24 protein-coding genes and 1 other annotated feature are annotated in these 24,798 nt (G+C 34.6%); of the genes, 18 read left to right on the top strand and 6 right to left on the bottom strand.

Annotated elements, in window-relative coordinates:
- Positions 1 to 393: 393 nt before the first annotated feature.
- A complete protein-coding gene (locus D8M03_RS14110) occupies positions 394 to 828 on the bottom strand; it encodes an Lrp/AsnC family transcriptional regulator (RefSeq protein WP_121215469.1) in 435 nt (144 codons plus the stop codon).
- Positions 829 to 950: 122 nt separating this feature from the next.
- Between D8M03_RS14110 and D8M03_RS14105 the strand changes: the two genes are divergently transcribed.
- From D8M03_RS14105 to D8M03_RS14095, 3 genes are read left to right on the top strand one after another with little or no spacing between them, the layout of a single operon-like run.
- Positions 951 to 1,370, top strand: coding sequence for a carboxymuconolactone decarboxylase family protein (locus tag D8M03_RS14105; RefSeq protein WP_121215468.1), 420 nt, complete (start codon positions 951 to 953; stop codon positions 1,368 to 1,370).
- 54 nt (positions 1,371 to 1,424) lie between these two features.
- The gene (locus tag D8M03_RS14100) at positions 1,425 to 1,703 is read left to right on the top strand and encodes an ArsR/SmtB family transcription factor (protein ID WP_121215472.1); all 279 of its coding nucleotides are present in this window, start codon (positions 1,425 to 1,427) and stop codon (positions 1,701 to 1,703) included.
- 36 nt (positions 1,704 to 1,739) lie between these two features.
- Positions 1,740 to 2,123, top strand: a complete 384-nt coding sequence (locus D8M03_RS14095; RefSeq protein WP_121215467.1) for a VOC family protein — start codon at positions 1,740 to 1,742, stop codon at positions 2,121 to 2,123.
- A 127-nt stretch (positions 2,124 to 2,250) separates the two neighbouring features.
- On the opposite strand, the gene D8M03_RS14090 is transcribed toward D8M03_RS14095, so the two are convergent.
- Together D8M03_RS14090 and D8M03_RS14085 are read right to left on the bottom strand one after the other, a co-directional pair.
- Complete coding sequence (locus D8M03_RS14090) at positions 2,251 to 3,045, bottom strand: SDR family NAD(P)-dependent oxidoreductase (RefSeq protein WP_121215466.1); 795 nt, start codon at positions 3,043 to 3,045, stop codon at positions 2,251 to 2,253.
- A 55-nt stretch (positions 3,046 to 3,100) separates the two neighbouring features.
- A complete protein-coding gene (locus D8M03_RS14085; RefSeq protein WP_121215465.1) occupies positions 3,101 to 5,866 on the bottom strand; it encodes an AfsR/SARP family transcriptional regulator in 2,766 nt (921 codons plus the stop codon).
- Positions 5,867 to 6,038: 172 nt separating this feature from the next.
- Between D8M03_RS14085 and D8M03_RS14080 the strand changes: the two genes are divergently transcribed.
- The 9 genes from D8M03_RS14080 to D8M03_RS14035 all read left to right on the top strand — a co-directional run bounded on the left by D8M03_RS14080 (position 6,039) and on the right by D8M03_RS14035 (position 14,565).
- Positions 6,039 to 6,581: a 2,4'-dihydroxyacetophenone dioxygenase family protein gene (locus D8M03_RS14080; protein WP_121215464.1), complete on the top strand. Its 543-nt coding sequence runs from the start codon at positions 6,039 to 6,041 to the stop codon at positions 6,579 to 6,581.
- Between the two features lie 619 nt (positions 6,582 to 7,200).
- Positions 7,201 to 7,746 (top strand): helix-turn-helix domain-containing protein, encoded by a 546-nt coding sequence (locus D8M03_RS14070; protein WP_121215462.1) that lies wholly within the window; start codon positions 7,201 to 7,203, stop codon positions 7,744 to 7,746.
- A 45-nt stretch (positions 7,747 to 7,791) separates the two neighbouring features.
- Positions 7,792 to 8,826 carry an ABC transporter ATP-binding protein gene (locus D8M03_RS14065; RefSeq protein WP_121215461.1) on the top strand — a complete coding sequence of 345 codons (1,035 nt, stop codon included), beginning with the start codon at positions 7,792 to 7,794 and terminating at the stop codon, positions 8,824 to 8,826.
- The gene (locus tag D8M03_RS14060) at positions 8,777 to 9,781 is read left to right on the top strand and encodes an ABC transporter ATP-binding protein (RefSeq protein WP_121215471.1); all 1,005 of its coding nucleotides are present in this window, start codon (positions 8,777 to 8,779) and stop codon (positions 9,779 to 9,781) included. The genes D8M03_RS14065 and D8M03_RS14060 overlap by 50 nt, the downstream gene beginning before the upstream one ends.
- A 34-nt stretch (positions 9,782 to 9,815) precedes the next feature.
- Positions 9,816 to 11,423 carry an ABC transporter substrate-binding protein gene (locus tag D8M03_RS14055; RefSeq protein ID WP_121215460.1) on the top strand — a complete coding sequence of 536 codons (1,608 nt, stop codon included), beginning with the start codon at positions 9,816 to 9,818 and terminating at the stop codon, positions 11,421 to 11,423.
- Between the two features lie 107 nt (positions 11,424 to 11,530).
- On the top strand, positions 11,531 to 12,544 hold the full coding sequence (locus tag D8M03_RS14050; RefSeq protein ID WP_121215459.1) for an ABC transporter permease: 1,014 nt from the start codon (positions 11,531 to 11,533) through the stop codon (positions 12,542 to 12,544).
- On the top strand, positions 12,541 to 13,377 hold the full coding sequence (locus tag D8M03_RS14045) for an ABC transporter permease (protein ID WP_121215458.1): 837 nt from the start codon (positions 12,541 to 12,543) through the stop codon (positions 13,375 to 13,377). The genes D8M03_RS14050 and D8M03_RS14045 overlap by 4 nt, the downstream gene beginning before the upstream one ends.
- 11 nt (positions 13,378 to 13,388) lie before the next feature.
- Positions 13,389 to 13,730: a cupin domain-containing protein gene (locus tag D8M03_RS14040; RefSeq protein ID WP_121215457.1), complete on the top strand. Its 342-nt coding sequence runs from the start codon at positions 13,389 to 13,391 to the stop codon at positions 13,728 to 13,730.
- Between the two features lie 370 nt (positions 13,731 to 14,100).
- On the top strand, positions 14,101 to 14,565 hold the full coding sequence (locus D8M03_RS14035) for a GyrI-like domain-containing protein (RefSeq protein ID WP_121215470.1): 465 nt from the start codon (positions 14,101 to 14,103) through the stop codon (positions 14,563 to 14,565).
- Between the two features lie 46 nt (positions 14,566 to 14,611).
- Here the strand turns inward: D8M03_RS14035 and D8M03_RS14030 are convergent, their stop codons facing one another.
- Entirely contained in the window at positions 14,612 to 15,499 is an 888-nt protein-coding gene (locus tag D8M03_RS14030) for a LysR family transcriptional regulator (RefSeq protein ID WP_121215456.1), read from the bottom strand.
- Positions 15,500 to 15,849: 350 nt separating this feature from the next.
- On the opposite strand from D8M03_RS14030, the gene D8M03_RS14025 reads away from it, so the two are divergent.
- The 4 genes from D8M03_RS14025 to D8M03_RS14010 all read left to right on the top strand — a co-directional run bounded on the left by D8M03_RS14025 (position 15,850) and on the right by D8M03_RS14010 (position 20,873).
- Positions 15,850 to 17,169 carry a GntP family permease gene (locus D8M03_RS14025; protein WP_121215455.1) on the top strand — a complete coding sequence of 440 codons (1,320 nt, stop codon included), beginning with the start codon at positions 15,850 to 15,852 and terminating at the stop codon, positions 17,167 to 17,169.
- Between the two features lie 27 nt (positions 17,170 to 17,196).
- Positions 17,197 to 18,027, top strand: coding sequence for an NAD(P)-dependent oxidoreductase (locus D8M03_RS14020; protein WP_121215454.1), 831 nt, complete (start codon positions 17,197 to 17,199; stop codon positions 18,025 to 18,027).
- 150 nt (positions 18,028 to 18,177) lie between these two features.
- Positions 18,178 to 18,429, top strand: a binding site (T-box leader).
- A 79-nt stretch (positions 18,430 to 18,508) separates the two neighbouring features.
- On the top strand, positions 18,509 to 19,864 hold the full coding sequence (locus D8M03_RS14015; RefSeq protein ID WP_121215453.1) for an amino acid permease: 1,356 nt from the start codon (positions 18,509 to 18,511) through the stop codon (positions 19,862 to 19,864).
- Between the two features lie 709 nt (positions 19,865 to 20,573).
- The gene (locus D8M03_RS14010; protein ID WP_245987613.1) at positions 20,574 to 20,873 is read left to right on the top strand and encodes an MFS transporter permease; all 300 of its coding nucleotides are present in this window, start codon (positions 20,574 to 20,576) and stop codon (positions 20,871 to 20,873) included.
- Positions 20,874 to 21,465: 592 nt separating this feature from the next.
- Here D8M03_RS14010 and D8M03_RS14000 read toward each other — a convergent pair.
- On the bottom strand, positions 21,466 to 22,668 hold the full coding sequence (locus D8M03_RS14000; RefSeq protein ID WP_170148459.1) for an MFS transporter: 1,203 nt from the start codon (positions 22,666 to 22,668) through the stop codon (positions 21,466 to 21,468).
- Between the two features lie 115 nt (positions 22,669 to 22,783).
- On the opposite strand from D8M03_RS14000, the gene D8M03_RS13995 reads away from it, so the two are divergent.
- Both D8M03_RS13995 and D8M03_RS13990 read left to right on the top strand, forming a co-directional pair.
- Positions 22,784 to 23,671, top strand: coding sequence for a LysR family transcriptional regulator (locus D8M03_RS13995; protein WP_121215450.1), 888 nt, complete (start codon positions 22,784 to 22,786; stop codon positions 23,669 to 23,671).
- A gap of 211 nt (positions 23,672 to 23,882) precedes the next feature.
- Positions 23,883 to 24,473, top strand: coding sequence for a C40 family peptidase (locus D8M03_RS13990; RefSeq protein ID WP_121215449.1), 591 nt, complete (start codon positions 23,883 to 23,885; stop codon positions 24,471 to 24,473).
- 100 nt (positions 24,474 to 24,573) lie between these two features.
- On the opposite strand, the gene D8M03_RS13985 is transcribed toward D8M03_RS13990, so the two are convergent.
- On the bottom strand, positions 24,574 to 24,798 hold a 225-nt coding region (locus D8M03_RS13985; protein ID WP_147404826.1), incomplete at its 5' end, for an IS3 family transposase.

Genomic DNA, 24,798 nt, shown 5'->3' with positions numbered 1-24,798 from the left:
GTCTCTACGTTTAATTGAATATACATTTCCAATCACCTCTAGATCAGTATGTATACCCCGAGCATTTTTGTACATTGTTATTCAAGCGGGAATGTACATATTTAAATTAGCATTTGTACATCAGGGTAATGAAGGTCACTAGAAAGGATTTACACATGGGATTTGACCTTCATCAGGGTAATGAAGGTCACTGGAAAGTATTCACATAAGAGAATTGACCTTCATCAGGGTAATGAAGGTCACTGGAAAGTATTCACATAAGAGATTTGACCTTCATCAGGGTAATGAAGGTCACTGGAACAGGATTTCACAAGAGAATTGACCTTCATCCCAGTGATGAATGTCACTAGTTTGAGTTTATTTAAGGACTAACTCAGAATAAAGTTTAGTTCTTTAATCTAGTTTTAAGTTCGTCTCTACCTCAGAAAAAATAAAATGAGTAACCGTAGCAGCAAACGGATTTACAGTGTCGATAAATTCCTCTGCTTTAGAAAAACTCTCAAATTGCATTTTTAGCATATAACAGGCATTTCCCGCAACTCTATAACAAAATTCCACATTTGGGAGACTTTCTATAAAATTTTTAAACTTCTTATAATCCCCATTTTTTACAGTAGCTTCGATGATACATTGGATAGGTAAGCCGATTTTTTCATAATCAATTTCCAAAGTATATTTTTTAATAATGCCAAAAGACTCCATTTGCCGAACTCGTTCAGTGACAGAAGGGGAGGACAGATGAACTCTTCTACTTAGTTCACTCATCGACAAACGACTATTATTAGATAACTCAACAAGTATTTTTTTATCAATATCATCAATTTTCATTTTTAAAGAAAATCCTCTCTTTTACGTTAATTATCAAAATCATTTCACCAAAAAACATTTCAAATTTAATGTGAAATTCAGAATCCGTATTTTATATTTAATGTAACAAGGAGGAGTTGCATATGGCAAGAATCAAACAATCAAATTTTGGAGGAACACCTTTTCAAAAACTATTAGGTCACAATCAAGAAGTGATGACGTCATGGGCAGAGTTAGGGGATGAGTTAGAAAAAGATGGATGTTTATCAGCTACATTAAAGGAACAAGTTAGAAGAACATTGGCACAAGGGAATGGATGCGAGTATTGCAAAGCAAAAGGGAAGCCAGATCCTCTCAATTTTGATGAAAAAACATCTGTTGCAGTGGGTTTTGCCGAGGCTTTTTTAAAATATGAAAAAGGAATTGTTCCAGATTCAGTATTTCAAATACTACACAACTATTTCACAGAGGATGAAATAAGTGAGCTTTGCGCGTTTATTTGCTTTACTACCGCACAACAATATTTTGGAGCATTAATGAAATTAGAAGCGAATGAATTTTAATTTTTCATGCCTTTTCACTTTACATGCAACCAATTAGTTGCGTATAATCGGCTTATGGAATGGGAAAAAGACGCAATTTTTAAAGCACTTGCAGACGAGAATCGACGGCTAATATTAGATGAACTTTCAGAAAGTAACGAAATGACATTGTATGAACTGAATGCTCGTCTAATTATGAAGCACAATCTTTCCATTTCACGACAGGGTATAGCAAAACATCTTACATTATTGGAAGATGCAGGGCTCGTCCTTTCAAAAAAAGAGGGAAAATATCGAGTGCTACAATTCAACAAGGAGCCGCTAAAAAATTTGTTGGATAAATGGTTAGAGTAAGTTGTGCATCACAAATTGTAAAGGAGAAAAAATTAAATGAAAATTATTGTAACTAGCATTTTCGTAGACGATCAAGAAAAGGCATTGAATTTTTATTGTGACACATTAGGATTTATTAAAAAGCATGATGTTCCTGCTGGTGAATTTCGATGGATTGCTTTAGTTTCACCAGAAAATGAACAAGGAACGGAACTAATCCTTGAGCCAAACAATCATCCAGCTGCAAAGGAATATCAACAAAAATTATTTGCTGATGGTATCCCGGTAACGATGTTTGGCGTAGAAGATATTCAAGCAGAATATGAACGTTTACTGGATAAAGGCGTGAAGTTTACAATGAAGCCAACATCAATGGGCAATGTAACGGTTGCCGTGTTTGACGACACATGTGGTAACCATATTCAAATCATCCAGCAGTAATATTTGATGTACCCAGTAAAAGGTAGTCGATCGTTGTCTAAATTTTTCAACAGCAATTGAATTACGCAAAAATAAGAAATAGAAAAAGGCAATCGTGATGAAAAATCATGATTGCCTTTTCTAAATTTTATGAATTAGAAATACTTAAAAATCGATCCATCGCATTATCCATCTCGTTTACAAGACGGAAACCTCCATCAATGATTAAAGTAGCACCTGTAATAAACGAGGCTTCATCTGAGCATAAAAATGCAGCAGCAGCGGCTACATCAGAAGGGGAACCAATCTTACCTAGTGGAGTTGCTTTTGCTAATTCCTCCTCAGCCATTGATAAAATGCCACTAGTCAAGGCAGAGCGAATAACCCCAGGCTTTAATGCATTCACAGTGATACCATATGGTGCTAAATCTTTAGCCGCCGTTTCTGTTAAACCTAAAAGGGCATACTTAGCAGCTGCATAATGACCATATCCACGTAGCGATGTTTCAGATGCAAGTGAGGACATATTAATAATGCGACCAGAACCATTTTTTTTCATGTAAGGAACGGCACATTTTAAACAATAAAATGAACCATTAACATGAATATCAAGCAAGTTTGTCCATTCTGCATTCGGAATCTGCTCAATTGAACTTGGTTGACCAGGTATGCCTGCATTATTAATTAAGATGTCCAGTTTCCCAGTATCATTGGCAACTTTTTGGAATGTAGCTTCCACTTGCTCAGGATTCCTTACATCAAGAGGTAAATACTTTGCTTTTCCATTATTCCTTTTAATGATATTTACAGTTTCTTGCCCACTAGCTTCTGTAATATCTGTTACGTAAACGAATGCACCTTGTGAAGCTAACTTTTCTGAAATCGCTCTCCCAATCCCACTTCCTGCTCCAGTAACTACGGCAACTTTGTTTAACAAATTCATATTAGTCTCACTCCTTATTTGATATTGCTATATCATAAGGAATGTAACTTACTCATTACTTACTTTTTATGGTTAATAAACTTTCAATTTCAGATTGTATTGGAATTCCAAGTTCAACTTCTATATATTGTATTGCTTTATTAGCTATTTGATGTGCTTTGTTTCGTTGACCGGTTTTTAATAGGCTTTTGATATAGTTTAAATAAAATTGTTCTTCAAACGGATCAACTTGAATCATTTTTTCATAAATCTGATAGCTCTGTTCTAGCTTTCCATTACCCTCTGATTCTTTAACTAGGTTTTTTAGTACATCAAGATAATCGGATTTTAGTTCATCTCTTTTATCAATTAGGAAATCTTCATATGGGTATTCTTCAAGTAAATCCCCTGAATATAGTTGAATGTAAGTCTCAAGGGAAGTGTTCGTATTGATTGGGTCATCCAATAAATCGTTCAGTTTTTTGAAATCGCAATCTATATTTTCATAAACAAAATAGTAGTGAGAACCGTCATATTTAATATATTTAGAATCCCTTCCTTTCTTTAGGTTAGGTTCTAACTCCTTGCGAAGATAGGAAAGGGCTACATTAAAATAGTTAGAAGCAATTTCTTCTTCTTCATCCGGAAAAAGTCTTCCAATAATTTCTTCCTTCGACCAGCGTCTTTTGTATTGTGTAGCCAAAAGAAAAAGTAGTTTTTTACTAGATTTTCTCGATATTTTAATTTTCTTCCTTCCAACTTTGATTTCAAATGAACCAAGTAATTTTAATGTTAGTTTTTCGTCAATGTCAGGTTCTATTTTAGGTTCGTAAAAAGTAATCCATTCATAATCATATTTTTTTACAGTCTTTTTAATATCATCGAGAATTTTTTGTGCTTCTTCATTTTTGTTGAATTCTCGTAAAATATCAACAAGATGAAGACGTACAATACAGTTGTGATGCCGAAATGATTTAAACAATTCTTCAGCCTTTTTTATATATTGTTCGGCCAACTCAAATTGTTGGTTATCTTTATACCAAAGTGCTAATTCTGTATAAGCCCAACCTAAATCAGTTTCAATCTGATATTTTTCAGCATGCTTAACGGCTTTCTCTACCCATTGAAAGGACTTGTCCAGTTGATTTGTCTTTCTATAATACTTGCTAATTGTACAGTAAGGGTAAATAACAGCTGCATCATCACATTTTAACGATACATCAATCGATTCCATAGCAAAGCGTTTACCTAAATGAATATCTCCCTCATCTACCATAATTTCAGAAAGGTTCCAAAGTGAATGCATTTGAGTATGATCATAGCCATCTTTTTCTGCTAAGAGGAGTGCTTTCTTAGCGAGAGAAATTGATTTTTCTTTATTTTTAATAAATCGATACATTTGTGCTAACATACTTGTGTTTAAAGCGATCATTGGACGATTATCTATTTGTACAGCTAGATTTAAACTATTGTTGTAATCTATGATTGCCTTTTTAAGTTCACCTTTATAAAAATAAATCGTGGCTAATCGATGATAGATATTTAAAGTAATAGCTGGGTTAACATTTTCGAATTTTTTTAATAATAGTAACAAAGGATCGATTAATCGTTCAGATAACTTTACAGGTATGCATCGAAATATTAAGAGGCTAGTCATTGATAAATCTAAGCTAGGTGAAATACTTTCTAACCAACCATCTATTAATTGTAGGAAATGCTCTGGTTCATATCGGTCTATCATTAAATTCATAATTTCTGCTGTCTTTTGTGCATTACCAGATGCAAGGGAGTGGGATAGGGCGTTGAAAAATTGATATTTTTTCAAAAATGTTTGGGATACTTGTCCATGAAATGCTTGAATTCTTTCTTCTCCCAACTCGATTAATGCCTTTTTATATAAATAACGTCTAAAAAGTTCGTGTAGTCTTGGGGTTCCATTTGCATCATAAATCATAATAACTCCTTTATCTTCTAGTTCATGTATTGCTTCGTGAACAGATAAGTTAGGAAAGACTTCAATGAAAATTTCCTTATCTATGGTTCTACATAAAGAGCAGTAATAAAGAAATTCATGTAAATGATGAGGTAGTTCTTCTATTATTTCATTCGTGATGTATTGATATATATCATCACCTGTTTTGATATTATTCCAAAATTGTTCCCGATCAATAGAAGGCAATTCTTTAACCGCTTCGTAATATAGTGCAATACCAGCAGCCCATCCCTCCGTTTCTTGAAGCGTTCTCTCTATCTCAAAATCACTTATTTGCAATTGATAGATGGAGTGAAATAGATATTTTATGTCCTCTTTATTGAAGGCTAGGTCTTCTGAATTTATAGATAGTAATTTCCCCTGCATTTTCCACTTGCTTTGCGTTATCTTGTTTGGTAAACGCTTTCCTAAGAAAACACAAGTAACATGATTCGGCAATCTATCAATAAATGAATTTAATAAAGCGAAGTGATGATTTTCAAATTGAATATGTTCACAGCCCTCTAGAATAAGCCAATACGGGTCTTTTTTCTTTAAAAGTATATTTATTACTTCGTCTACTTGTTGATTAATAGGTAATGTCTCAAGTTGATTTTGTTGTATGGATTCTAAGTGCATTATTATAGTTGAGAGGAATTCTTGTAATGTTGTTAAGGGTGATTGCAGAGTAAACCAGGTGTAATGAATATTATTGTGTTTAAGATAACTAGAAATCAAAGTTCGTTTTCCAAAACCATTACCAGCTATTAATGTAATTAGTTTCTTTGAATGAAAGCTATCTAGTTTTAAAAATAGATCTTTCCGAACTAAAAGGTTGTTTTCATTAATTTCTATAGTAGATATCATCATGATTCTAACACTTCCTTTATTAGAAAATAATGAATATTGATTAATTTTAACTTAACTTCCTTATATTAACAATAAATTTAGGTTGTTTGTAAGTTGTTTTGTAAGTTGATAGTAAGTGGTGTTCTGTATGATGTAAATGTAGTTAACTTCAAACAATTAGGAGGAATGTAGAATGTCTAACGAACAAGGTCTTTCAAAGAAGTATAATCCATTATACTGGATGAAAAATCCTGGTAATACCCCTAAAGGAAAAAAACGTGATTTTATAAATCCTGATTGGATTCCGTGGACTGATTGGCTGATGCCGGGAACTTATTTTAAGCTTTTATCCTGTGATCTTGTTTCAGGTAATTTTACAATTCTACTAAAAATTGATCCGGGTATAAAAGCAGCTACACATTGGCATCTTCATAATTCTGAAGCTTATATTATTGAAGGTGGTTTTTATTATGAAGATGGTGATGATAAAGGATATCCGGGTTATTACACTTGCGAACAAGCAGGTCATATACATGAACCATTTGCAGCACCAGAAGGCTGTACAATGTTAGCTGTCTCATATGGTCCAATTGCAGGTTATGATGGTGATGGTAATCTTGCACTTATAGCAGATGCACGATTACATTATTATATGGCAAGGGAAAATAATGCAATCGAGTATACAACAATTATTGATTATACGGATGGTACTACAGAAATGCATGAGTATAAGTAAGTTAAATTGTTATGTACATCCCCTTTTTAAAGTCACCCAATTTTGGGTGGCTTATTTTATTTGAATGGGTACTTGCATTGCTTTCTAAGATCAGAACTCATTCAAACCACGAAATATGATACTCCTATAGAGATACCGCGAAATTGTATGAATATGGAATATAAGAAAAATCAAACCTACTATAATTTTATGAAAGATTTAGAGTCGGATACAATCATTCTGATGAAAAATCAAATTTGATGAAGTTTACAATTACCGATTGAAATAAAATATTTGATTCGTAAAAATTCGCATCTTCACGTTTTGTTTAGGTGCTGTTTTTCTAAAAATCTTTCAACTAACTGACTATATTAATACTTTACTTAGATAGTTTTTTCTTGATCATACAATTTCCTTCGTATCCCCAACAGTTTATTATCCCCTTATTTTTCCACATCTACATTTCTAAAGGAACATACTACTAAATGGTATTTCGAAAAAACATTCTAAATTTTTACTCTAGTAATATTATAAAAAATATTCAAAATTTTTCATTTACAATATTAGGGATTATGGTAAAATCGAAAATAATTACAGTAATACAGTAATTATTCTTCTCGTAATAGAAAGGAATTAAGCTATGGAAGAAATTTTTCAAAAAATTAAGCAATTGCGATTTGAGCAAGGAATGACTTTAAAGGAGTTAAGTGAAAAGACAGACCTATCTGTTAGTTTTTTATCTCAAATAGAACGAGGGACATCATCACTAGCTATTACATCATTAAAAAAAATTGCTGACGCTTTTGGAGTAAAAATGATTCATTTCTTCGAAGAGAGCGAAAATCTAAATTATGCAGTAAAAAAGCAAGATCAAAAATCCTTTAAAATAGAAAGTTCGGATTCAACTTATGTAAGGTTAAGTAATAAATTTGCAGATAGAAAAATAGAGCCTTTATTGGTAACAATCAAGCCGCATCAAAAGGAAAAAGAGCCGGTAAAACACCCTGGAGAAGAGTTTTATTACGTTCTAAAAGGTGCAGTATTATTCACAGTTGATAATACCGAATACTATTTGCGAGAAGGGGATGCCATTCATTTCCCATCAACCCTACCACATATATGGGAGAATCCACTCGACCAGGAAACTCTATTACTGTCTGTCATTACTCCAGTTATTTTTAACTAAAATTTTAAAATTAATTATTAACAATACAGCGAAAAAGGTGAGGCTATGACATTACTAAAAGTAGAGGATTTGACGATTCAATTCAAATCGCGACAGGGTGTTGTCAAAGCAGTAGATAATTTAAGCTTTGAATTAGCAAAAGGTATTTCACTAGGAATCGTAGGTGAAAGTGGTAGCGGTAAGAGTGTCACATCATTAGCTATTATGAGACTTTTGCAAAATGCAAACACTGAAATAACTGGAAAGATAGATTTTGAGGGTGTAGATTTATTAAAACTATCGCCTGATGAAATGAGGAAAATAAGAGGTAATTCTGTGTCCATGATATTTCAAGAGCCGATGACATCTTTGAATCCACTACATACTTGTGGTAAGCAAATCATGGAGCCTATCCTAATTCATCAAAAAGGGATAAGTAAACAAGAGGCAAAAAAACGCGCAATTGAGTTATTACGTTTGGTAGGAATCCCTTCACCTGAGCAAAGGTTCCATGAATATCCACATCAAATGTCTGGTGGGATGCGACAAAGAATCATGATTGCGATTGCGTTAGCTTGTGATACAAAACTATTAATTGCTGATGAGCCTACTACTGCACTAGATGTAACGATTCAAGCTCAAATACTCGATTTAATGAGCAAACTGAAAAAGCAACGAGATATGAGTATTATTATGATCACCCATGACTTAGGTGTTGTAAAAGAAATGTGTGAGAATGTAGTCGTGATGTATACTGGCCAAATCGTTGAAAAGAGTCCTACTGACCTTGTATTTAAGGATCCACTTCACCCATATACAAAGGGTTTACTAAATGCAATTCCTAAAATCTCTAGTAAAGTTGAAAGACTTGAGGCGATTCCTGGTACAGTACCAGATGCGTTGAGAATGCCAACTGGTTGTAGTTTTCATCCTCGTTGTAAGTATGCTACGGAACGTTGCAAAGCAGAAAAGCCTCCATTATATAAACGAGAAGATGGTCGTGAAGTAAGATGTTTTATTTATGACGCAGGAGAAAAGGGTGATGATGGAAATGTCACAAACGAATATAAAGAGTACAGCAACTCTATCAATCCAAAGTGAAGTTGAAAATATTTTAGAAGTTTCCCATTTGAAAAAGACGTTTCAAATTAAAAGCCCTGATGGAAAAAAGGGATTACTTAAGGCAGTAGATGATGTATCTTTTACGATAAAAAAGGGAGAAACATTTAGTCTTGTAGGTGAAAGTGGATGTGGAAAAAGTACGTTAGGTAGGACTTTGCTTGGTCTATATCCGCCTGACCGCGGTTCTAAAATATTGTTTAATAACGAGGACATTACGAATATTTCGAAGACGAACCGGAAAAATTTTGCCAGAAAGGCGCAATTGATTTTCCAAGATCCATCTGCTTGCTTAAATCCCCGCAGAACGATTAAGCAAATTTTAATGGAACCTTTCAAAATTCACAAAATTAAAAATGGGGAAGCGAAAATTACAGAACTAATGGACATGGTTGGGCTACCAAGTCGTTTTTTAGATAGATATCCTCATGAGATGTCTGGAGGTCAGAAACAAAGGGTAGGAATTGCAAGAGCACTGGCACTAGATCCAGAACTGGTTGTCTGTGATGAACCGGTTTCGGCTTTAGATGTATCAATCCAAGCACAGGTTATTAATTTACTAGAAGACCTTCAAAAACAATTAAATCTTACTTATCTATTTATCTCGCACGATTTAAGTGTTGTTCACCATATTAGTGACCGAGTGGCAGTAATGTATCTAGGTAAAATTGTTGAGCTGGCAACTCGTGATGAACTATATGAAAATACGCAACATCCATATACAAAGGCGCTCCTTTCATCGATTCCAGATGTTAGCGGTGAAGTTAGAGAGAAAATTATTTTGACAGGGGATGTTCCAAGTCCATCGAATCCACCATCTGGATGTAGATTTCACACAAGATGCCCTGCAGTAATGGATATTTGCAGAACAAAAGAGCCAGAGTTCAAACAAACAAATAGTAACCACTTTGTTGCATGTCATTTGTGTACAAAGTGATTCTATAAAAATATAAAAAAAGGGGTCTTTGCTAATGAAAAAGATAATTTTACTGGCAATTACATTGTTAGTGAGCTTATCACTAATAGCATGTAGTGAAAAAGAAGAAAGTGGACAAACGACATCATCTTCATCTTCATCAAATGGTAGTCAAGATACGATCGTTATTGGGGTTGCATCTGACTGGAAAACACTTGATCCAGCCCGTGCTTATGAAGTGTTCGGGAATTTTTATTTCTATGCAACATATGAGAACTTATATATGTTAGAAGGTTCAGAACTTATACCAAAACCAGCCCTTGCAAAGGAATATTCTGTTGATGAATCAGGACTTGTGTATACTTTCAAACTGGTTGAGGGACGTAAATTTGCAAGTGGAAATCCTATTACTGCAAATGATGTTGTATTTAGTTTTAACCGTACAATGAATATTAAAGATAATGCATCTGCTCTAGCAGAAGGCGTTGAAAAAGTAGAAGCACCAGATGAAAATACGGTTGTTGTGACGTTAAAGGAACAAGATGCTTCATTCCTATCTAAACTAACAAGTAATGCTTTCGCGGTTGTAGATAGCCAGGTTGTGAAGGAACAAGGTGGTACCGATGCAGAAGATGCAAGTACAACGGATACTGCAACAGCATATCTTGATGGGACATCTGCTGGTAGTGGTCCATATGTATTAACGAAGTGGACTCAAAATACAGAAATGGTACTTGAAAAGAATCCAAATTATCCAGGCACTGTGAATGCAAGCAAAATTATTATCAAAGAAATTCCAGATCCAAACACACAAATTCAAGCACTAGAAAAAGGTGAAATTGATGTTGCTTTAAGTGTTGGTCCTGACCAAGTAAAAACTATTAAAGAAGGTGGAAATGCAAAAGTTGTATCTTCTCCTACTTCAACGATTTCATTCTTACTAATGAACAATAGTCCTGAGATTGGAAAGGAAATGTCAGATCCACTTGTTCAGCAAGCGGTACGCTATGCACTTGACTATGAAGGCTTTAAACAATTAGCAGGTGATGGCGCACTACTACCAATGTCATTTGTTCAAGATGGCTTTGTAGGTGCTCAATCAAGAGCAGATAACTATCAAAACATTGAAAAAGCAAAAGAATTAATGAAGGAAGCTGGTTTTGAAAATGGCTTCACAGTACCTTTAATTGCAGCTAACTATGATTCTGAGGGACTTTCATGGGTAACGATTGCTGAAAAAGTAAAAGAAGATTTATCTAAGATTAATATTAATGTAGAAATTCAAACGGGTGATGTTGGCGTTGTCATCGAAGACTATCGTAATGGTAAAACACCATTTCTAGTAATGCACTGGTCACCAGATTACTATGATCTAAGCAATCAATTAGCATTTATTCCTGGAGATATTGTAGGAACACGTGCAAACTGGGATCCTTCAGCAAATCCAGAATTAGTAGCTTTAGCTGAACAAGCAAAAGTAGAAATTGATGAAGCAAAGCGTGCAGAACTTTCAGGTAAAATGCAAGAAATCATTGCAGAGAATAGTCCTTATGCATTTTTAGTACAACACCCGAAATCATTTGCAGTTAGCGCTAACCTTGAAGGTGTTGCTTATAATGATTTATTTAAGCTAAGTTTAAAAGATTTAAAGCTTTCAAAATAATGATGTAAATGTCCAAAAAGCTATCTGTGGGCAGTCAATTGCCTACGGGTAGCTAGTTTATGAGTATCGACTTGTGAGTTGTTTTTAGTTGGGAGTGTGATCTTAAATTGCTTAGGTTTATAGGTAGACGTCTAATCTTTCTACTTTTCTTATTATTTGGTGTGGCACTGTTCGTGTTTATTCTTTCGCATTTAGTGCCAAGTGATCCGGTTGCTGCGAATTTGAGCCAAAGTGCAATGAATAATCCCGAAATTGTTGCTGCTTTCAAAGAGAAGTGGGGGCTCGATAAGTCGCTATTTAGTCAATTTATACTGTACTTCCAACACTTATTGACTGGTGATTTGGGTACCTCAATTCGAACTGGCAGACCAGTGATGGAGGACTTAATGCAGTTCTTCCCAGCAACCCTGGAATTATCGATAGTGGCTATGGTTATTGCCTTAGTGCTTGGAATTCTTTTTGGAGTAATCTCTGCTATTTTTCGAAATAAGCCTGTTGATCATATCATTCGTACGCTTTCTATTAGTGGGGTTTCTGTACCGAGCTTTTGGTTTGCATTAATTATGCTCAATATTTTCTCTTCTGTTATTGGTATTACACCTGGTCCTGGCCGGATAGATGCGAGATCAACAACTCCAGAAGGGGGAACTGGACTATTATTATTAGATTCTCTTTTAAATGGAGATTTTCAACTGTTAGGTGATGTCGCGATGCACTTGATTCTGCCTGCAACGGTGTTAGGATTCTTTACAATGGGACTAATCGCTAGGCAAACACGATCGAATTTACTTGAAGTGATGTCTATGGACTATATTCGTACAGCGAGATCAAAGGGATTAAAAGAATCCGGCATTATCGTTGGACATGCAATCTCCAATTCCTTAATTCCTGTCATTACAGTCGCTGGTATTGGTTTCTGTAATCTTTTAGGTGGTATGGTGCTTGTTGAGAATATCTTTGCGTGGCCAGGAATCGGTCAATATGCATATCTTTCAGCAGTTTCACTAGACTTCCCAGCAATATGTGGAGTTTCACTTTTAATAGCATTTATTTATGTAGTCATTAATCTATTGATTGATATCTTATATGGAATTATTGATCCGAGAGTGAGGTACAGATGATGAGAACATTTAAATCTTTTATCACTCAAAAAGGATTTCTATTTAAACTCGGACTAATTATTTGCGCATTATGGTTTATCGTTGTGATATTTGCACCGTTAATCGCAACACATAGTACTACTGCACAAGATCTATCGATTCGATATGAGCCTCCTAGTTTATCTCATTTATTTGGGACCGACGAATTGGGGCGTGATGTATTCTCAAGGGTTATGTATGGCTCGAGAATTTCTTTAACAGCCGGAATCATCACAGTTATTTGTGCCTTATCTATTGGTATTCTCTTTGGTGGGATAGCAGGATATAAGGGTGGGAAAGTCGACGAAATCATGATGCGTTTCTCAGAACTGATTATGGCGTTTCCACCTCTAATTTTGGCGATGGTCATTGCTGCGGCACTTGGACCGAGTATCTTGAACTCAGTAATAGCGATGGCAATTATTTGGTGGCCAAACTATGCGAGGTTGATGCGATCGATGGTTATTTCTTTAAAAGAAAGCGAGTATGTGACGGCCTCCCGGGTTATGGGTGCTTCGCATATAAGGGTTTTATTTTTAGAAATTTTACCTAATAGTTTTGGTCCTTTACTCGTGATGGCAACGCTTGACCTTGGAAATGCAATCTTGATGTTTTCAGGGCTCAGCTTCCTTGGTCTAGGAACACAACCCCCAACACCTGAATGGGGTTCAATGGTATCGGATGGAGCAAAAGTTATTCAAAATTGGTGGGTTTCAACCTTCCCTGGCTTAGCTATTTTCTCGATTTCTATAGCAGCTAACTTCGTAGGTGATGGTCTACGAGACTTTCTAGATCCTAAACTTCAAAAAGAATAGGTGGGAAATGAATGGAAAAAATCAACATAAATCAAGTAGATCCAACTGGTATGCCTCTTTATGAAATGAAGAAACTCTTCACAAAAAAGGGAGATTTTAAAGAAGTGAGCATGAGTGTTATTTCTCTTACACCTGGTGAAAGAGTTCCAGCTGAAGGGATGAGTTGTCATGAGGAAGATGAGTTCTCGTATATTTTCAGCGGGGAAATCGAAACTTACTGTAATGGTAAATATAGTGTGGAAAAAGCTGGAGATGCAACATTGATTCCAGCGGGTGAAGAGCATTGGTGCATTAATAAAACAAACGAACCATGTATGCTCGTTTGTTTTATGGTAAAAAAAGCTGATTCTTAATCTAATACTTATTAAAACATCTGCAGATATAATTTTGTAGGTGTTTTTTATTTTTCTATAATATTGGTATATACAGAGGTAGAAGTAAGTATATTTAGGGGAAATGCAATGGCTAGAAAGGCTATGAACCGCAAATTGGTGAGCGCGGAGTAAAAAGTTATCAGGTGGTTAAAAGCAACGAATTTTCATTGCTCGTGCATTGCTGAAAAATCCAAACTTAACTCTATTGGATCAAGCAACGGCAACCCTTGATACAAAATCTGAAAAACTGATTCAGGAGACACAAGTTCATGTGTCTTTTTTATTTTTTGAAGGAAATTTTTCCATCATTATCGAAGTAATTTTCGAAATCAAGAAAGGAGAGCCCAAAATGGAGTACCGGATGGAAACAATTGATTTTGATATTAAAATTATCGGTAAGGGAATAGTTGTACAAACGAACGATAGTTTTAAAACAATTTCCACTATTTGGGATAATGCTGAAACGGAAGGATTTTTGCAACAATTAATTGATTTGTCATGGAAAGAACGGAAATGCACCCTTGAAGGCATATTAGGCGTTTGTGGCAATGAAGCCGCGATTAAGGAAGATGAATTTACTTACTTTATGGGAGTTCGTTCTGATGGGGAAGTGCCAAGTGAGTTAGGAATTATCCATATCTCGCATAATTTATGGGCTGTTTTTCCAAATGTAAGTAATGCCTGGGAACGTTTATATAGTGATTGGCTACCGAATTCGGGATATGAACTTGCGAAAATTCCTTGTATTGAATGTTATTATCCACCAAATCATGAACCTAGCAACGAATTATGGGTACCCGTAATTGTAAAATAAGTATATAAAAAAGGCCAATTTTCAAATTTGGCCTTTTAGCATTTATTCAAACTTCAAAAGGTAACTTTGGAGAAATAAACTGAAGAAATTGACGAACTGCCGGTGAAGGGCGTTTCTTTTTCTTGGAAATTAAACCTAAATTCCATGGTAGTGTTGGATTTTCAATATGAACCGATTTGATAATTGTTTGGTCGACTTTATTTTCCATAGGTTTTGGGAAAATGGAAATCCCTAAGTTTTCTCCAATCATTCCACTAATGAAATCCCACTCCAAACTTTCGTATGCAATTTCTGGACGAAAACCAGCTCGTAAACATTCTTGCACAATAAGCTCCTGAAATAACTTTTGTTTAAACAAAATGAAGGTTTCGTTTTGCAAATCTTTCAAATCTACTTTTTCCCTCTGTGCCAAAGGATGGGTATGATGAACGAAGAGAATCAATTCATTCGAAACAAAAGGAATCGCATCGAGTACCTTTTCATCCACTGGTAACATCACAACACCAAGATCCAGCGTTCCATCTGTCACTTCTTGTTGCACCGTTTTTGAATCTGCTTCAAATATTTTGATTTTAATATCGGGATATAAACTATTAAATTCTTTAATGATTTTCGGGAAAAATAAAGAACCAATAACTGGTGGTATACCGATTTTGATTTTTCCCTTTTTTAAATTCATTAAATCGTAAAGGTGAATCGATAAATCATCGAGGGATTCCATAATTTTTTCCCCTTCTGCCAAAACGATTTCTCCCGCGTCCGTTAGTTCAATATTCTTTGCGGAACGATCGATTAGTTCTACCTTCAATTCTTCTTCCAAACTTTTGACGACTTTACTTAATGTTGACTGCGATAAGTGCAAGGATTTAGAGGCTTTCGTAAAACTTTTATATTTTGCCACCTCGATAAAGTAGGTAAGCTGTCGTATATCCATCCATTCTATCTCCAATCTTTGAAGAATCTTCAACTTTAAGTGTACATGAAATATATTAAAAATTTCCCTTCAACTTAGTATGAAAAAAAGGAATACAAAACATGAATTTTATATATTTTACGAATGTGTGAAAGTTACGTTATAGTATGTTTGCAAGACAAATTCGATATTAGAAGGAACAATGGTAAGGCGAAATTAAGCGCTTCCAATTAAGTTAATTTGTCGTAGAGTAGAAAATTCCAAAAGGCAGAAGTGGCAGAAACTTTGGTAGCGTATCTAATATCATCTTGAATTCGAGAATAAGGAATTCGAAATATCTGAAACAACAAGAAATAAAGAGGTGATAGAAAATGGATATATTAGGCATATTCGGAATATTGTTAGGGATATTAACAATCATTCTATTTATCGTAAAAAAATTCAATATTATTGTTGCAGCACCAATTGCGACAATTGTTGTGTTGCTATTTAATGATGTAAATATTTTAGAAACTGTTTTTGGTAAAGAAAATTCTTATATGTCTGCCCTTGCTGGGTTCGTGGCATCAAACTTCGCGATATTCTTATTAGGTTCTATATTAGCAAAATATATGGATAAAAGCGGGGCAACGATATCGATTGCCAATAAAGTGTTGTCGGTAGTCGGAACTAAAAATCCGTACAATGCGTTAGTAGCGTTATTCATAATTTCTGCACTTCTTACTTATGGAGGAATTAATGTATTCGTTATTATCTTCGCATTAGTTCCGATGGCAAAACCAATCTTCCAACAATTAAATATCTCTTGGAAATTGGTCATCATCCCCGTTTTTGGTGGTACATCCACATTTACAATGACCATGTTACCTGGGGCGCCTTCCTTACACAATGTTGTGCCATCCACAGCTTTAGGTACAACATTAACTGCTGCGCCATTCATCGGAATTGTTACTTCCATCGCAGCAATTATTTTCTTATTAGTTTTTATGAAAATGATGCTGTCGAGAAGTTTACGTAAAAAGGAAACATTTGAAGCAGAGCATTCTGTTGAACATAGTGAAGATGCAATGAAACGCGATCTTCCACCTTTCTTAATCAGTTTACTTCCGATTATTGTATTATTAGCAATTATCTTATGTTTCAGTTCTGTAAGCAATATTATTATTGTCGCTTTAATTGTGGCAGTTGGTTTAAGTGCAATCTTATTCCGAAAACAACTTGATCAGCAAAAAGAAGTATTGAATCAAGGAGCAAATGAATCGGTTACTTCAACGATTACAACGGGTAGTACGATTGCATTTGGTAGCATTGCAACGGGTGTTCCTGCCTTTAAAGGTGTCTTCCAATTGATTCAATCGATTCCTGGACCTCCCGTTCTGTCATTAATGATTGGGACAGGCTTAATCGGTGGTATTACGGCATCCGCTGTAGGTGCAATCGGTATTTCTGTAGCGAACTTTGCTCCATATTATTTGGATTTAGGGTTAGATTCTGAAACGGTTCACCGTGCAATTGCCATTGGTTCTGGAGCATTATCAATTGTTCCTTATTCAGGCTTCTTAATTATCTTTAACAAGATTACTGGTTTAACAATGAAAGATACATTTAAAAATGGATTTATTAGTATAAGTGTTACGCACTGGGTCGCAATGGCTGTAGTCGTAATTTTAACTCTAGTAGGTTTAGCTTAAAAATATTAAACATTTGGAGGAATAAATATGAGTAAAAAAATTGGATTTATCAGATTAGGTACTATGGGATTCCCTATGGCGGCGAATTTAAAGAAAGCTGGTTTTGAAGTAATCGGTTTTGATGCTTGGAAAGGTGTTTATGAAAAAGCAGAAGCTGCAGGATTTACAATGGTTGATACAGTGAAAGAAGTAGCAGAGCTAGCGGACGAAGCAATTATTTCTATGGTTCGTGACTATGCACAAAACGTGGACGTTATCTTTGGTGAAAACGGCATCCTTACTGGGGAAAATACGGACGGAAAAACGGTCATCGTCATGAGTACTCTATCTCCAGATGCGATGAACGAATTAGGTGCAAGAGTGGAAGCTGAAAGTGGATTAAAACTAATCAGTGCTGCTGTTTCTGGCGGTGCATCAGGCGCACAAGCTGGTACTTTATCTATCATGACTTCAGGGGATGAAACAATCGTAAAATCTTTCGCTCCATACTTTGATGCGATGGGTTCTCACACATTCTACTACGGACCAGAAGCAGGGAATAGCCAAGTAGCAAAATTAGTGAACAACATGATTTTAGGAATTAACATGAATGCAGTTGCAGAAGGATTAAAACTTGGGGAACATTACGGCTTACCTGAAGAAGAAATTTTAAATCTATTAAAAGTAAGTACGGGCGACAGCTGGGTAGTACGAAACTGGAGCGATGTATCTGAATGGACTGCAGACACAGCTTTAGCAGTATTACTAAAAGACTTAATCGCTACGTACAATGAAGGGGCAAAACTTAATATTCCAATGCCATTCAACGCACTATCTTCTACTCAATTGTTTAATTCTATGGGAAAAGAGAAAAAATAAGATTGGTTGGTTAGCCATAAAGGAAAGTGTTCTGTGTAGAGCAGAATGCTTTCTTTTTTTAAAAAATTGAAAGAAGGAATTTTCTAAATTGTATTGACAAAATAATAGAATTCGTTAAAATAAAAAAACAATTAAAAATACTTGTATATAACAAAGGCTATGAAAAGAACTAGTATCAATTATTTTTACGAACAGAAAGTTACCGGTTGCTGAGAGGTGCATGTAAAACGATTGTGAATTCATCTTGGAGCTATGTACCGAAAGGTTTTTTCTAAGTAGGCTACATCGGTAAGCACCCGTAATCATGTGCTTGAGTATCGTCATATGACTGTACTTTTTGAGGTAAGTAATGTGAATTACTTATAAATTTAAGGTGGTAGCACGAGTTGAATCGTCCTTTTGGTGAATCCAAAAGGGCGTTTTTTTTATTCCTTTGTTGAACAAGTAATTTTAAATAGAAAGGTATGAGGTGTAAGGGGAAATGAGAGAAAATCATCAAGATTCACAACTTAGACGTGGTTTAAGTAACAGACACATGCAATTAATTGCCCTTGGTGGGTCCATTGGAGTCGGTTTATTCTACGGATCGAGTTCAACGATTCAAATGGCAGGACCATCGATTTTATTCGCTTATTTAATTGGCGGATTAGTCATTTTCACAATTATGAGAGCATTAGGTGAAATGGCTGTAGCTGAACCAGTATCAGGTTCCTTTAGTACATATGCAAATAAATATTTAGGGAACTTTGCAGGATTCTTATCTGGGTGGACATATTGGTTCATGTGGATTGTCGTTGGTATGGCTGAATTAACTGTAGTCGGTGTTTATATTAACTATTGGTTTCCAGATATTCCGCAATGGGTAACAGCTCTTGTGGTCCTTGTCGTTCTGACGCTTGTTAATTTAGCAAATGTAAAAGCTTATGGTGAATTTGAATTCTGGTTTGCAATGATTAAAGTCGTAGCCATTATCGGAATGATTGTCCTTGGATTAGCCATTATTTTATTCGGAGTTGGTAATCAAGGCGAAGCAATCGGTTTTTCTAATCTTTGGTCTCATGGTGGCTTCATGCCAAATGGCTTCAACGGTATATTAATGTCTTTAGTATTAGTTATGTTTTCATTCGGTGGCGTTGAATTAGTTGGTATTTCTGCAGGAGAAGCGAAAAACCCTGAAAAGACGATTCCGAAAGCGATTAATAATATTGTATGGCGTATATTAATTTTCTATATTGGTGCATTAGGGGTTATGATGGCGATTTACCCTTGGAATGAAGTGGGAGCAGAAGGTAGTCCATTCGTTCAAATTTTCGATTATGTTGGTATCCCTGCAGCAGCACATATTATAAATTTTGTTGTCCTAACAGCAGCAATGTCTGCATTTAATAGTGGTTTATACGGCTCCGGAAGAATGTTGTACAATTTATCTTTACAGAATAATGGGCCAAAATATTTCAATACCGTTAGTAAAAACGGAAGTCCACAGAGGGGTATTTTGTTTTCTTCGCTAATGTTATTAATTGGCGTTGTTTTAAATTATGTTGTACCAGAAAAAGTATTTATATATATTTCTGCGGTTGCGACGGTTGCGGTTATAACAAGTTGGATGATTATTTTGCTCACACAATTGAGATTCAGAAAATTCAAATCAAATGAGGAAATTGCAAAGTTAGATTTCAAAATCCCACTTTATCCAATTTCTACGTATATCGCTATCGTATTTTTACTAATGGTAGTCGTGTTAATGGCATTTATTCCAGATATGCGTGTTGCTCTATATGTAGCACCAGTTTGGTTCTTAATCTTGTATATTGGATATAAAGTTATAAAAAAATAGATTAAGAAAGTGTTCTGTGTCATGCAGAATGCTTTCTTTTTTATATGGATTATTGAGGATTACGGTAATATAATGAAGTGAAAAAAATCTATATGAATGATTCTTATGAAGAGGTGGCAACTATCAATCTTAAATTCATGATGTAATTGTGAGTAAAGTGGATTGGGATGGAAAGGGAAGAGCCCTTGATATTTGGGAATGAAAAAGAGCTGTACAATCAATTAAAGATGTATGGTGTTAAAGAGTTGAAAAGCCATAAAATTTAAGAAGTCATTAACTTACCAAATCTACTATTAAATAAAAAAGTGATTATATTGAACGGGAAATTGTAATTTTTGTTTAATAAATACATTTAATGGGTATTACAGATAATAATTGGTTAGCTATTAGAAAAAAGTGTTCTGTATGATGCAGAATGCTTTCTTTTTGTTTTTAAGCATACCCCGGATAGTTTAGCTACCAGTCGTCCAGCATTGTACCTTCATTTAGTTTTGAGAAAAATTTAAAAATGGACAACGTGTTGAATTTTGTTTATTAAATTACTTGCGTATTCCTTTTAAACTATTAATTGTGATGAACAAGGAGTTCGATTTTAGGAGGAAGTAATAATGAATAAAAAAGTAAAATTAGTGTGGTATTTGCAGCGGCAGTTGTACTAACTATAATAGGGTAATCATTTATTTTAGATGAAGCTGTGAAAGGTTATTTAGTGACGTTCTTTTTTGTAGGTGCTGGATTAGCAATGTTACGTCTATTTATTAATGGGATGATTGGTAAAATCAAAGGGAAGCGGCTCGGGGTCAAAATTGCTTTTTTCATAGGTCTTTTAAGTGTAGGTTTACCTTTTCAAAACTGGTTCTGTACAGAAGTAATTTTCGCAATGAGCAAAACGTTTATTAATCCAAGTGTGATCGTAATGGTCGCAAGTGTTGTATTAATGACAATTGTCTGTGGTGTAATTTATGAGAAAGTTCGCGTACCGTATTTAGAAGAAATACATGTTGCATAGATATATTAGGAATGAATTTCAATAGTGGTATTCATTCTTTTTTAGAAAGGATAGGGGGTAAAATTCATTAATACATTATCCATTATTGTTGCGATTTTGTTCGTGTCCATTGCAGTTTTTCAAATGTTGCTTTCGTTAGGTCTTCCTTTTGGTGAATATGCAATGGGAGGATTTTATAAGATTTTACCTAAAAGATTACGAATTGTTAGTGTTGTAAATGCATTAATATTATTATTGATGGGCTTTGTTTGTCTGCAACATACTCATACCTTGATTGATATAGATTTGCCCACAAGTAGTTTCATATGGTTTATTTCCATTTTACTCGGCATAAATACCATCGCCAATCTATTATCTCGAAGTAAGAAAGAGAGATTGGTAATGACACCATTATCAGGTCTTACATTCCTATTGTGTTTAATTATTGCTTTATTATAAAGTAGGAGGTGTCCAAAAAGTAATAATTTTTTGGACACCTCTTTTCTTTCTTGATAAATATCTCTTATGAATTATTGTTCCTGCGGTGGTTGTCACTATCCTCGTCGCAAAGGAGCTGTCTCAAAATGACTTTTCAGACAACTCCTTTTTTGCACTATTGTTGGTTTCCTACAAGTTTATCATTTATATTCATATTGTTTTTTCTAACATTTCGATGATAGAAAGCAAAGTAAATGACCATCGCAATAAATGCTACTATTGCCGATGATACATACATGACACGATAATCGCTATATGAAGCTAATGCTCCTAGTATGTACGTACCTAAACCATAACCGAGATCAGCCAATAAGAAAAATGTTGATGTCGCTGCTCCACTTCGATTAATTGGTACTTGATTTACAACGGTATTTTGTAAGCAAGGTGTCAATATACCATAACTAAAGCCCATGATGACGCCAGCGCTTAATACTTCAAAATTAGAATTTGCTTGGCTTAAAAGTAGCATCCCTATTCCAAATGCAAGCATAGAAGGATAGAAAAAATAATGGACAGGAAATTTATCAAACAATCTTGACATAAATGGTCGGAAGGCGACAATCATGATGGCATACAGTACAAAGAAAATGCTAGCCACTTTTGCAAGGTTGATTTCCTTTGTATAGGAAGCTAAAAAACCAGATAGTGAGCTATATGAAAAAAATAAACAAAAGGACACAAGGGAAATAGGAATTGCCTTCTTTTCAATGATATTTTTAAATTCAAATTTAGTAGGCGTAGTTGGTTCATCTAATTTCGGGAGCTCAATTAATTTCATTAAAAGAAGTGCAATGGCTGATAAAATGGCAACTGCAATTAAAACAATATAAATATTTTCATCCTTCCATAAAAATAAACCAAAGGAAGGTCCTACCACCATGGCTAAACTAATAAACATACTAAAATAACCAATGCCTTCTCCTCTACGTTTAGCCGGTAAAATACTGATAACTGCTGTATTGGTAACAGTCGATGCAATGGCATAACTCATACCATGAATAAAACGTATGATGAGAAATAAAACCAGACCATTTTTTACACCGAAATAGACGATACACATGATAAAGAAAATAGAAAATCCAATCATCCCCATCTTTTTTTGCCCATATCGGTCTACGAGTGCACCTGAAAAGATTCGAGCAAACACGCTTCCTAACACATAAACGGAAATGATTAATCCCATTTGTTTTTCATCGCCATTTAGTCCTACCTGAACATATAAGGGTAATGTTGTAGCAAGCATATAAAACATTAGACCAATTAAAAAATTGCTACCACATAAATATAAAAAGTTCTTATTCCATATCGAGTCATTCAAAATAATGTACCCTCCAATAATTAACATTAGGTTATTATATATTGAAGAATTTCTAATGTATAATTAATAATTATGAAGATTTTAATAAGTTTTTCTTATGTAAAAGGGGAGTAATATGAACTTTGAACAACTACTCTATATAAAAAATGTTTTAGAACATAAATCGATTACCATTGCAGCGCAAAAGTTATTTGTTAGTCAATCAGCAATTAGTCAAGCAATCACAGCCCTTGAAAAGGAACTACAAATCAAACTATTTCAACGTTCAAGACAAGGGACGATCCCGACTGAGGATGGTAAATGGATGCTGCCGAAACTCATGGAAATATATCAAAAAACAGTGGATATAAAGCAAGAAGTGAAAAACAGACAGAGTGAATTGTTTGGAAATCTTGTAATAGCGACTGTTCCAGGAGTATTTATGACGATATTACCGAAAACCTTCGCAAAATTTAAAAACATCCATCCAAGGATTAATTACAAAATTTTCGAATCAGATAATCCAAAAGTGATTGAACGCGTTTTGAATAAGGAAGTAGACTTAGGTTTTATTGCAAAGTCAGATGAGATAAACGAAGAGATTCTACATGTTCGTAACCTACCAATTTCAAGCAACTACTATTTAATAGTAAATACACATTCTCCATATGCATTATTTCAACAAATCTCACTAAAAGATTTAGACAATACTTCTTTTATCGTGTATGGCTATGAATATTTTGCGAATTTAATACACCGCTTTTCAGAAAGAGAACCACACATTTTATTTTCATCATACAATTCTGAGGTGATCAAAAAGTCTGTTATAGAAGGATTAGGTGTTAGTATTTTATCGGATTTAATGTTAAAAGATGATCCATACATTGCAGGGGGACAATTAAAGGCGATAAAACTAGTTGATTCCCCATTCGATACACCGGTTACGTATAGCTTAATTTACCGTAAGGATTGTCCGAACAAAATGATTGTGGAAAAATTGATTTCGTTTTTGAAGGTAGATTGATATTAATATAATGATTTTGGGATTATCTCAAAAATATTAGATAGTGCTTTTTTCATGTATTTTCACTTAAAACTACAGTGTAATTTGTTATATCTTTGTATTATATGCTATTTTTAACCAACCTGTAATAAGTATGTAATAATTTTTTGATACTATGTATCTCGTAGACAAAATATAAAATATTACATAGATATAGAGGTTTAAGTAGATTATGAAAAAATTAACTAAAGTATTAGCATCAATAACTTTAAGTGCATCACTATTATTTACAACGGTATCCGGTGCATCAGCAGCAACATATACGGTAAAAAGTAATGATACATTATCAGGCATCGCAAGACAATACGGAACTACGTATACAGAAATTATGAAATTAAATGGATTAACTTCAACAAAAATTAAAGTTGGTCAAAAATTACAGGTGAATGGGTCTACTGCTGCTTCTTCATCCACACAATTGGTGAATATTGCGAAGAACTATCTAGGTGTACCTTATGTATTCGGTGGAACATCAACATCAGGTTTTGACTGCTCTGGATTTGTATATTATGTATTTAAAAACGCAGGAAAATCTGTTAGTCGCACATCAGCAGCAGGTTACTATTACATGGCGAAAAAAGTAACGACTCCAAAAGTGGGGGATTTAGTATTCTTCAGTAATACATATAAAGCAGGTATTTCTCACGTAGGTATCTATATTGGAAATGGGAAAATGATTAATGCGAGTGGAAAAAGCGTAAACATCGCTTCGATTCAATCAGGTTACTGGAAATCACATTTAACTAGTTATGGACGTATCTAGGGGATAAAAGGGGATTGTTCCCGTGAATATAGCAAAGGTAGAAAAAGGGGAATTGTGGATTAATGTGGTACCCAAGTCAAGGACAAACTAAAAAAAGAGTTTAAGCTATTAAGAGATGGTTTCTGTATTGTACAGGAGCCATCTTTTTTAGATTCCATTGATAACGATAATTGTTGTAGTAAACCATGTAGTGATCGATTTTAGCGCGTAACTCATCCAGTGTTTTGACCATGCTGAAATCAACTTCGTCTTTTAAGTGTCCGAAAAAGGATTCCTGTGGTGCGTTATCCCAACAGTTGCCTCGACGTGACATCGATTGACCAAG

It is taken from the genome of Ureibacillus endophyticus (assembly GCF_003628435.1).
Classification (GTDB): domain Bacteria; phylum Bacillota; class Bacilli; order Bacillales_A; family Planococcaceae; genus Ureibacillus; species Ureibacillus endophyticus.
The sequence above is the reverse complement of the archived record's forward strand: the minus strand, read 5'-3'. Positions and strand labels throughout refer to the sequence as shown.

Excerpts from the sequence above, each read along its gene's own strand:
- D8M03_RS14110 (WP_121215469.1), bottom strand. The coding sequence starts at position 828 with ATGAAAATTGATGATATTGATAAAAAAATACTTGTTGAGTTATCTAAT.
- D8M03_RS14105 (WP_121215468.1), top strand. The coding sequence starts at position 951 with ATGGCAAGAATCAAACAATCAAATTTTGGAGGAACACCTTTTCAAAAA.
- D8M03_RS14100 (WP_121215472.1), top strand. The coding sequence starts at position 1,425 with ATGGAATGGGAAAAAGACGCAATTTTTAAAGCACTTGCAGACGAGAAT.
- D8M03_RS14095 (WP_121215467.1), top strand. The coding sequence starts at position 1,740 with ATGAAAATTATTGTAACTAGCATTTTCGTAGACGATCAAGAAAAGGCA.
- D8M03_RS14090 (WP_121215466.1), bottom strand. The coding sequence starts at position 3,045 with ATGAATTTGTTAAACAAAGTTGCCGTAGTTACTGGAGCAGGAAGTGGG.
- D8M03_RS14085 (WP_121215465.1), bottom strand. The coding sequence starts at position 5,866 with ATGATGATATCTACTATAGAAATTAATGAAAACAACCTTTTAGTTCGG.
- D8M03_RS14080 (WP_121215464.1), top strand. The coding sequence starts at position 6,039 with ATGTCTAACGAACAAGGTCTTTCAAAGAAGTATAATCCATTATACTGG.
- D8M03_RS14070 (WP_121215462.1), top strand. The coding sequence starts at position 7,201 with ATGGAAGAAATTTTTCAAAAAATTAAGCAATTGCGATTTGAGCAAGGA.
- D8M03_RS14065 (WP_121215461.1), top strand. The coding sequence starts at position 7,792 with ATGACATTACTAAAAGTAGAGGATTTGACGATTCAATTCAAATCGCGA.
- D8M03_RS14060 (WP_121215471.1), top strand. The coding sequence starts at position 8,777 with ATGTCACAAACGAATATAAAGAGTACAGCAACTCTATCAATCCAAAGT.
- D8M03_RS14055 (WP_121215460.1), top strand. The coding sequence starts at position 9,816 with ATGAAAAAGATAATTTTACTGGCAATTACATTGTTAGTGAGCTTATCA.
- D8M03_RS14045 (WP_121215458.1), top strand. The coding sequence starts at position 12,541 with ATGATGAGAACATTTAAATCTTTTATCACTCAAAAAGGATTTCTATTT.
- D8M03_RS14040 (WP_121215457.1), top strand. The coding sequence starts at position 13,389 with ATGGAAAAAATCAACATAAATCAAGTAGATCCAACTGGTATGCCTCTT.
- D8M03_RS14035 (WP_121215470.1), top strand. The coding sequence starts at position 14,101 with ATGGAGTACCGGATGGAAACAATTGATTTTGATATTAAAATTATCGGT.
- D8M03_RS14030 (WP_121215456.1), bottom strand. The coding sequence starts at position 15,499 with ATGGATATACGACAGCTTACCTACTTTATCGAGGTGGCAAAATATAAA.
- D8M03_RS14025 (WP_121215455.1), top strand. The coding sequence starts at position 15,850 with ATGGATATATTAGGCATATTCGGAATATTGTTAGGGATATTAACAATC.
- D8M03_RS14020 (WP_121215454.1), top strand. The coding sequence starts at position 17,197 with ATGAGTAAAAAAATTGGATTTATCAGATTAGGTACTATGGGATTCCCT.
- D8M03_RS14015 (WP_121215453.1), top strand. The coding sequence starts at position 18,509 with ATGAGAGAAAATCATCAAGATTCACAACTTAGACGTGGTTTAAGTAAC.
- D8M03_RS13995 (WP_121215450.1), top strand. The coding sequence starts at position 22,784 with ATGAACTTTGAACAACTACTCTATATAAAAAATGTTTTAGAACATAAA.
- D8M03_RS13990 (WP_121215449.1), top strand. The coding sequence starts at position 23,883 with ATGAAAAAATTAACTAAAGTATTAGCATCAATAACTTTAAGTGCATCA.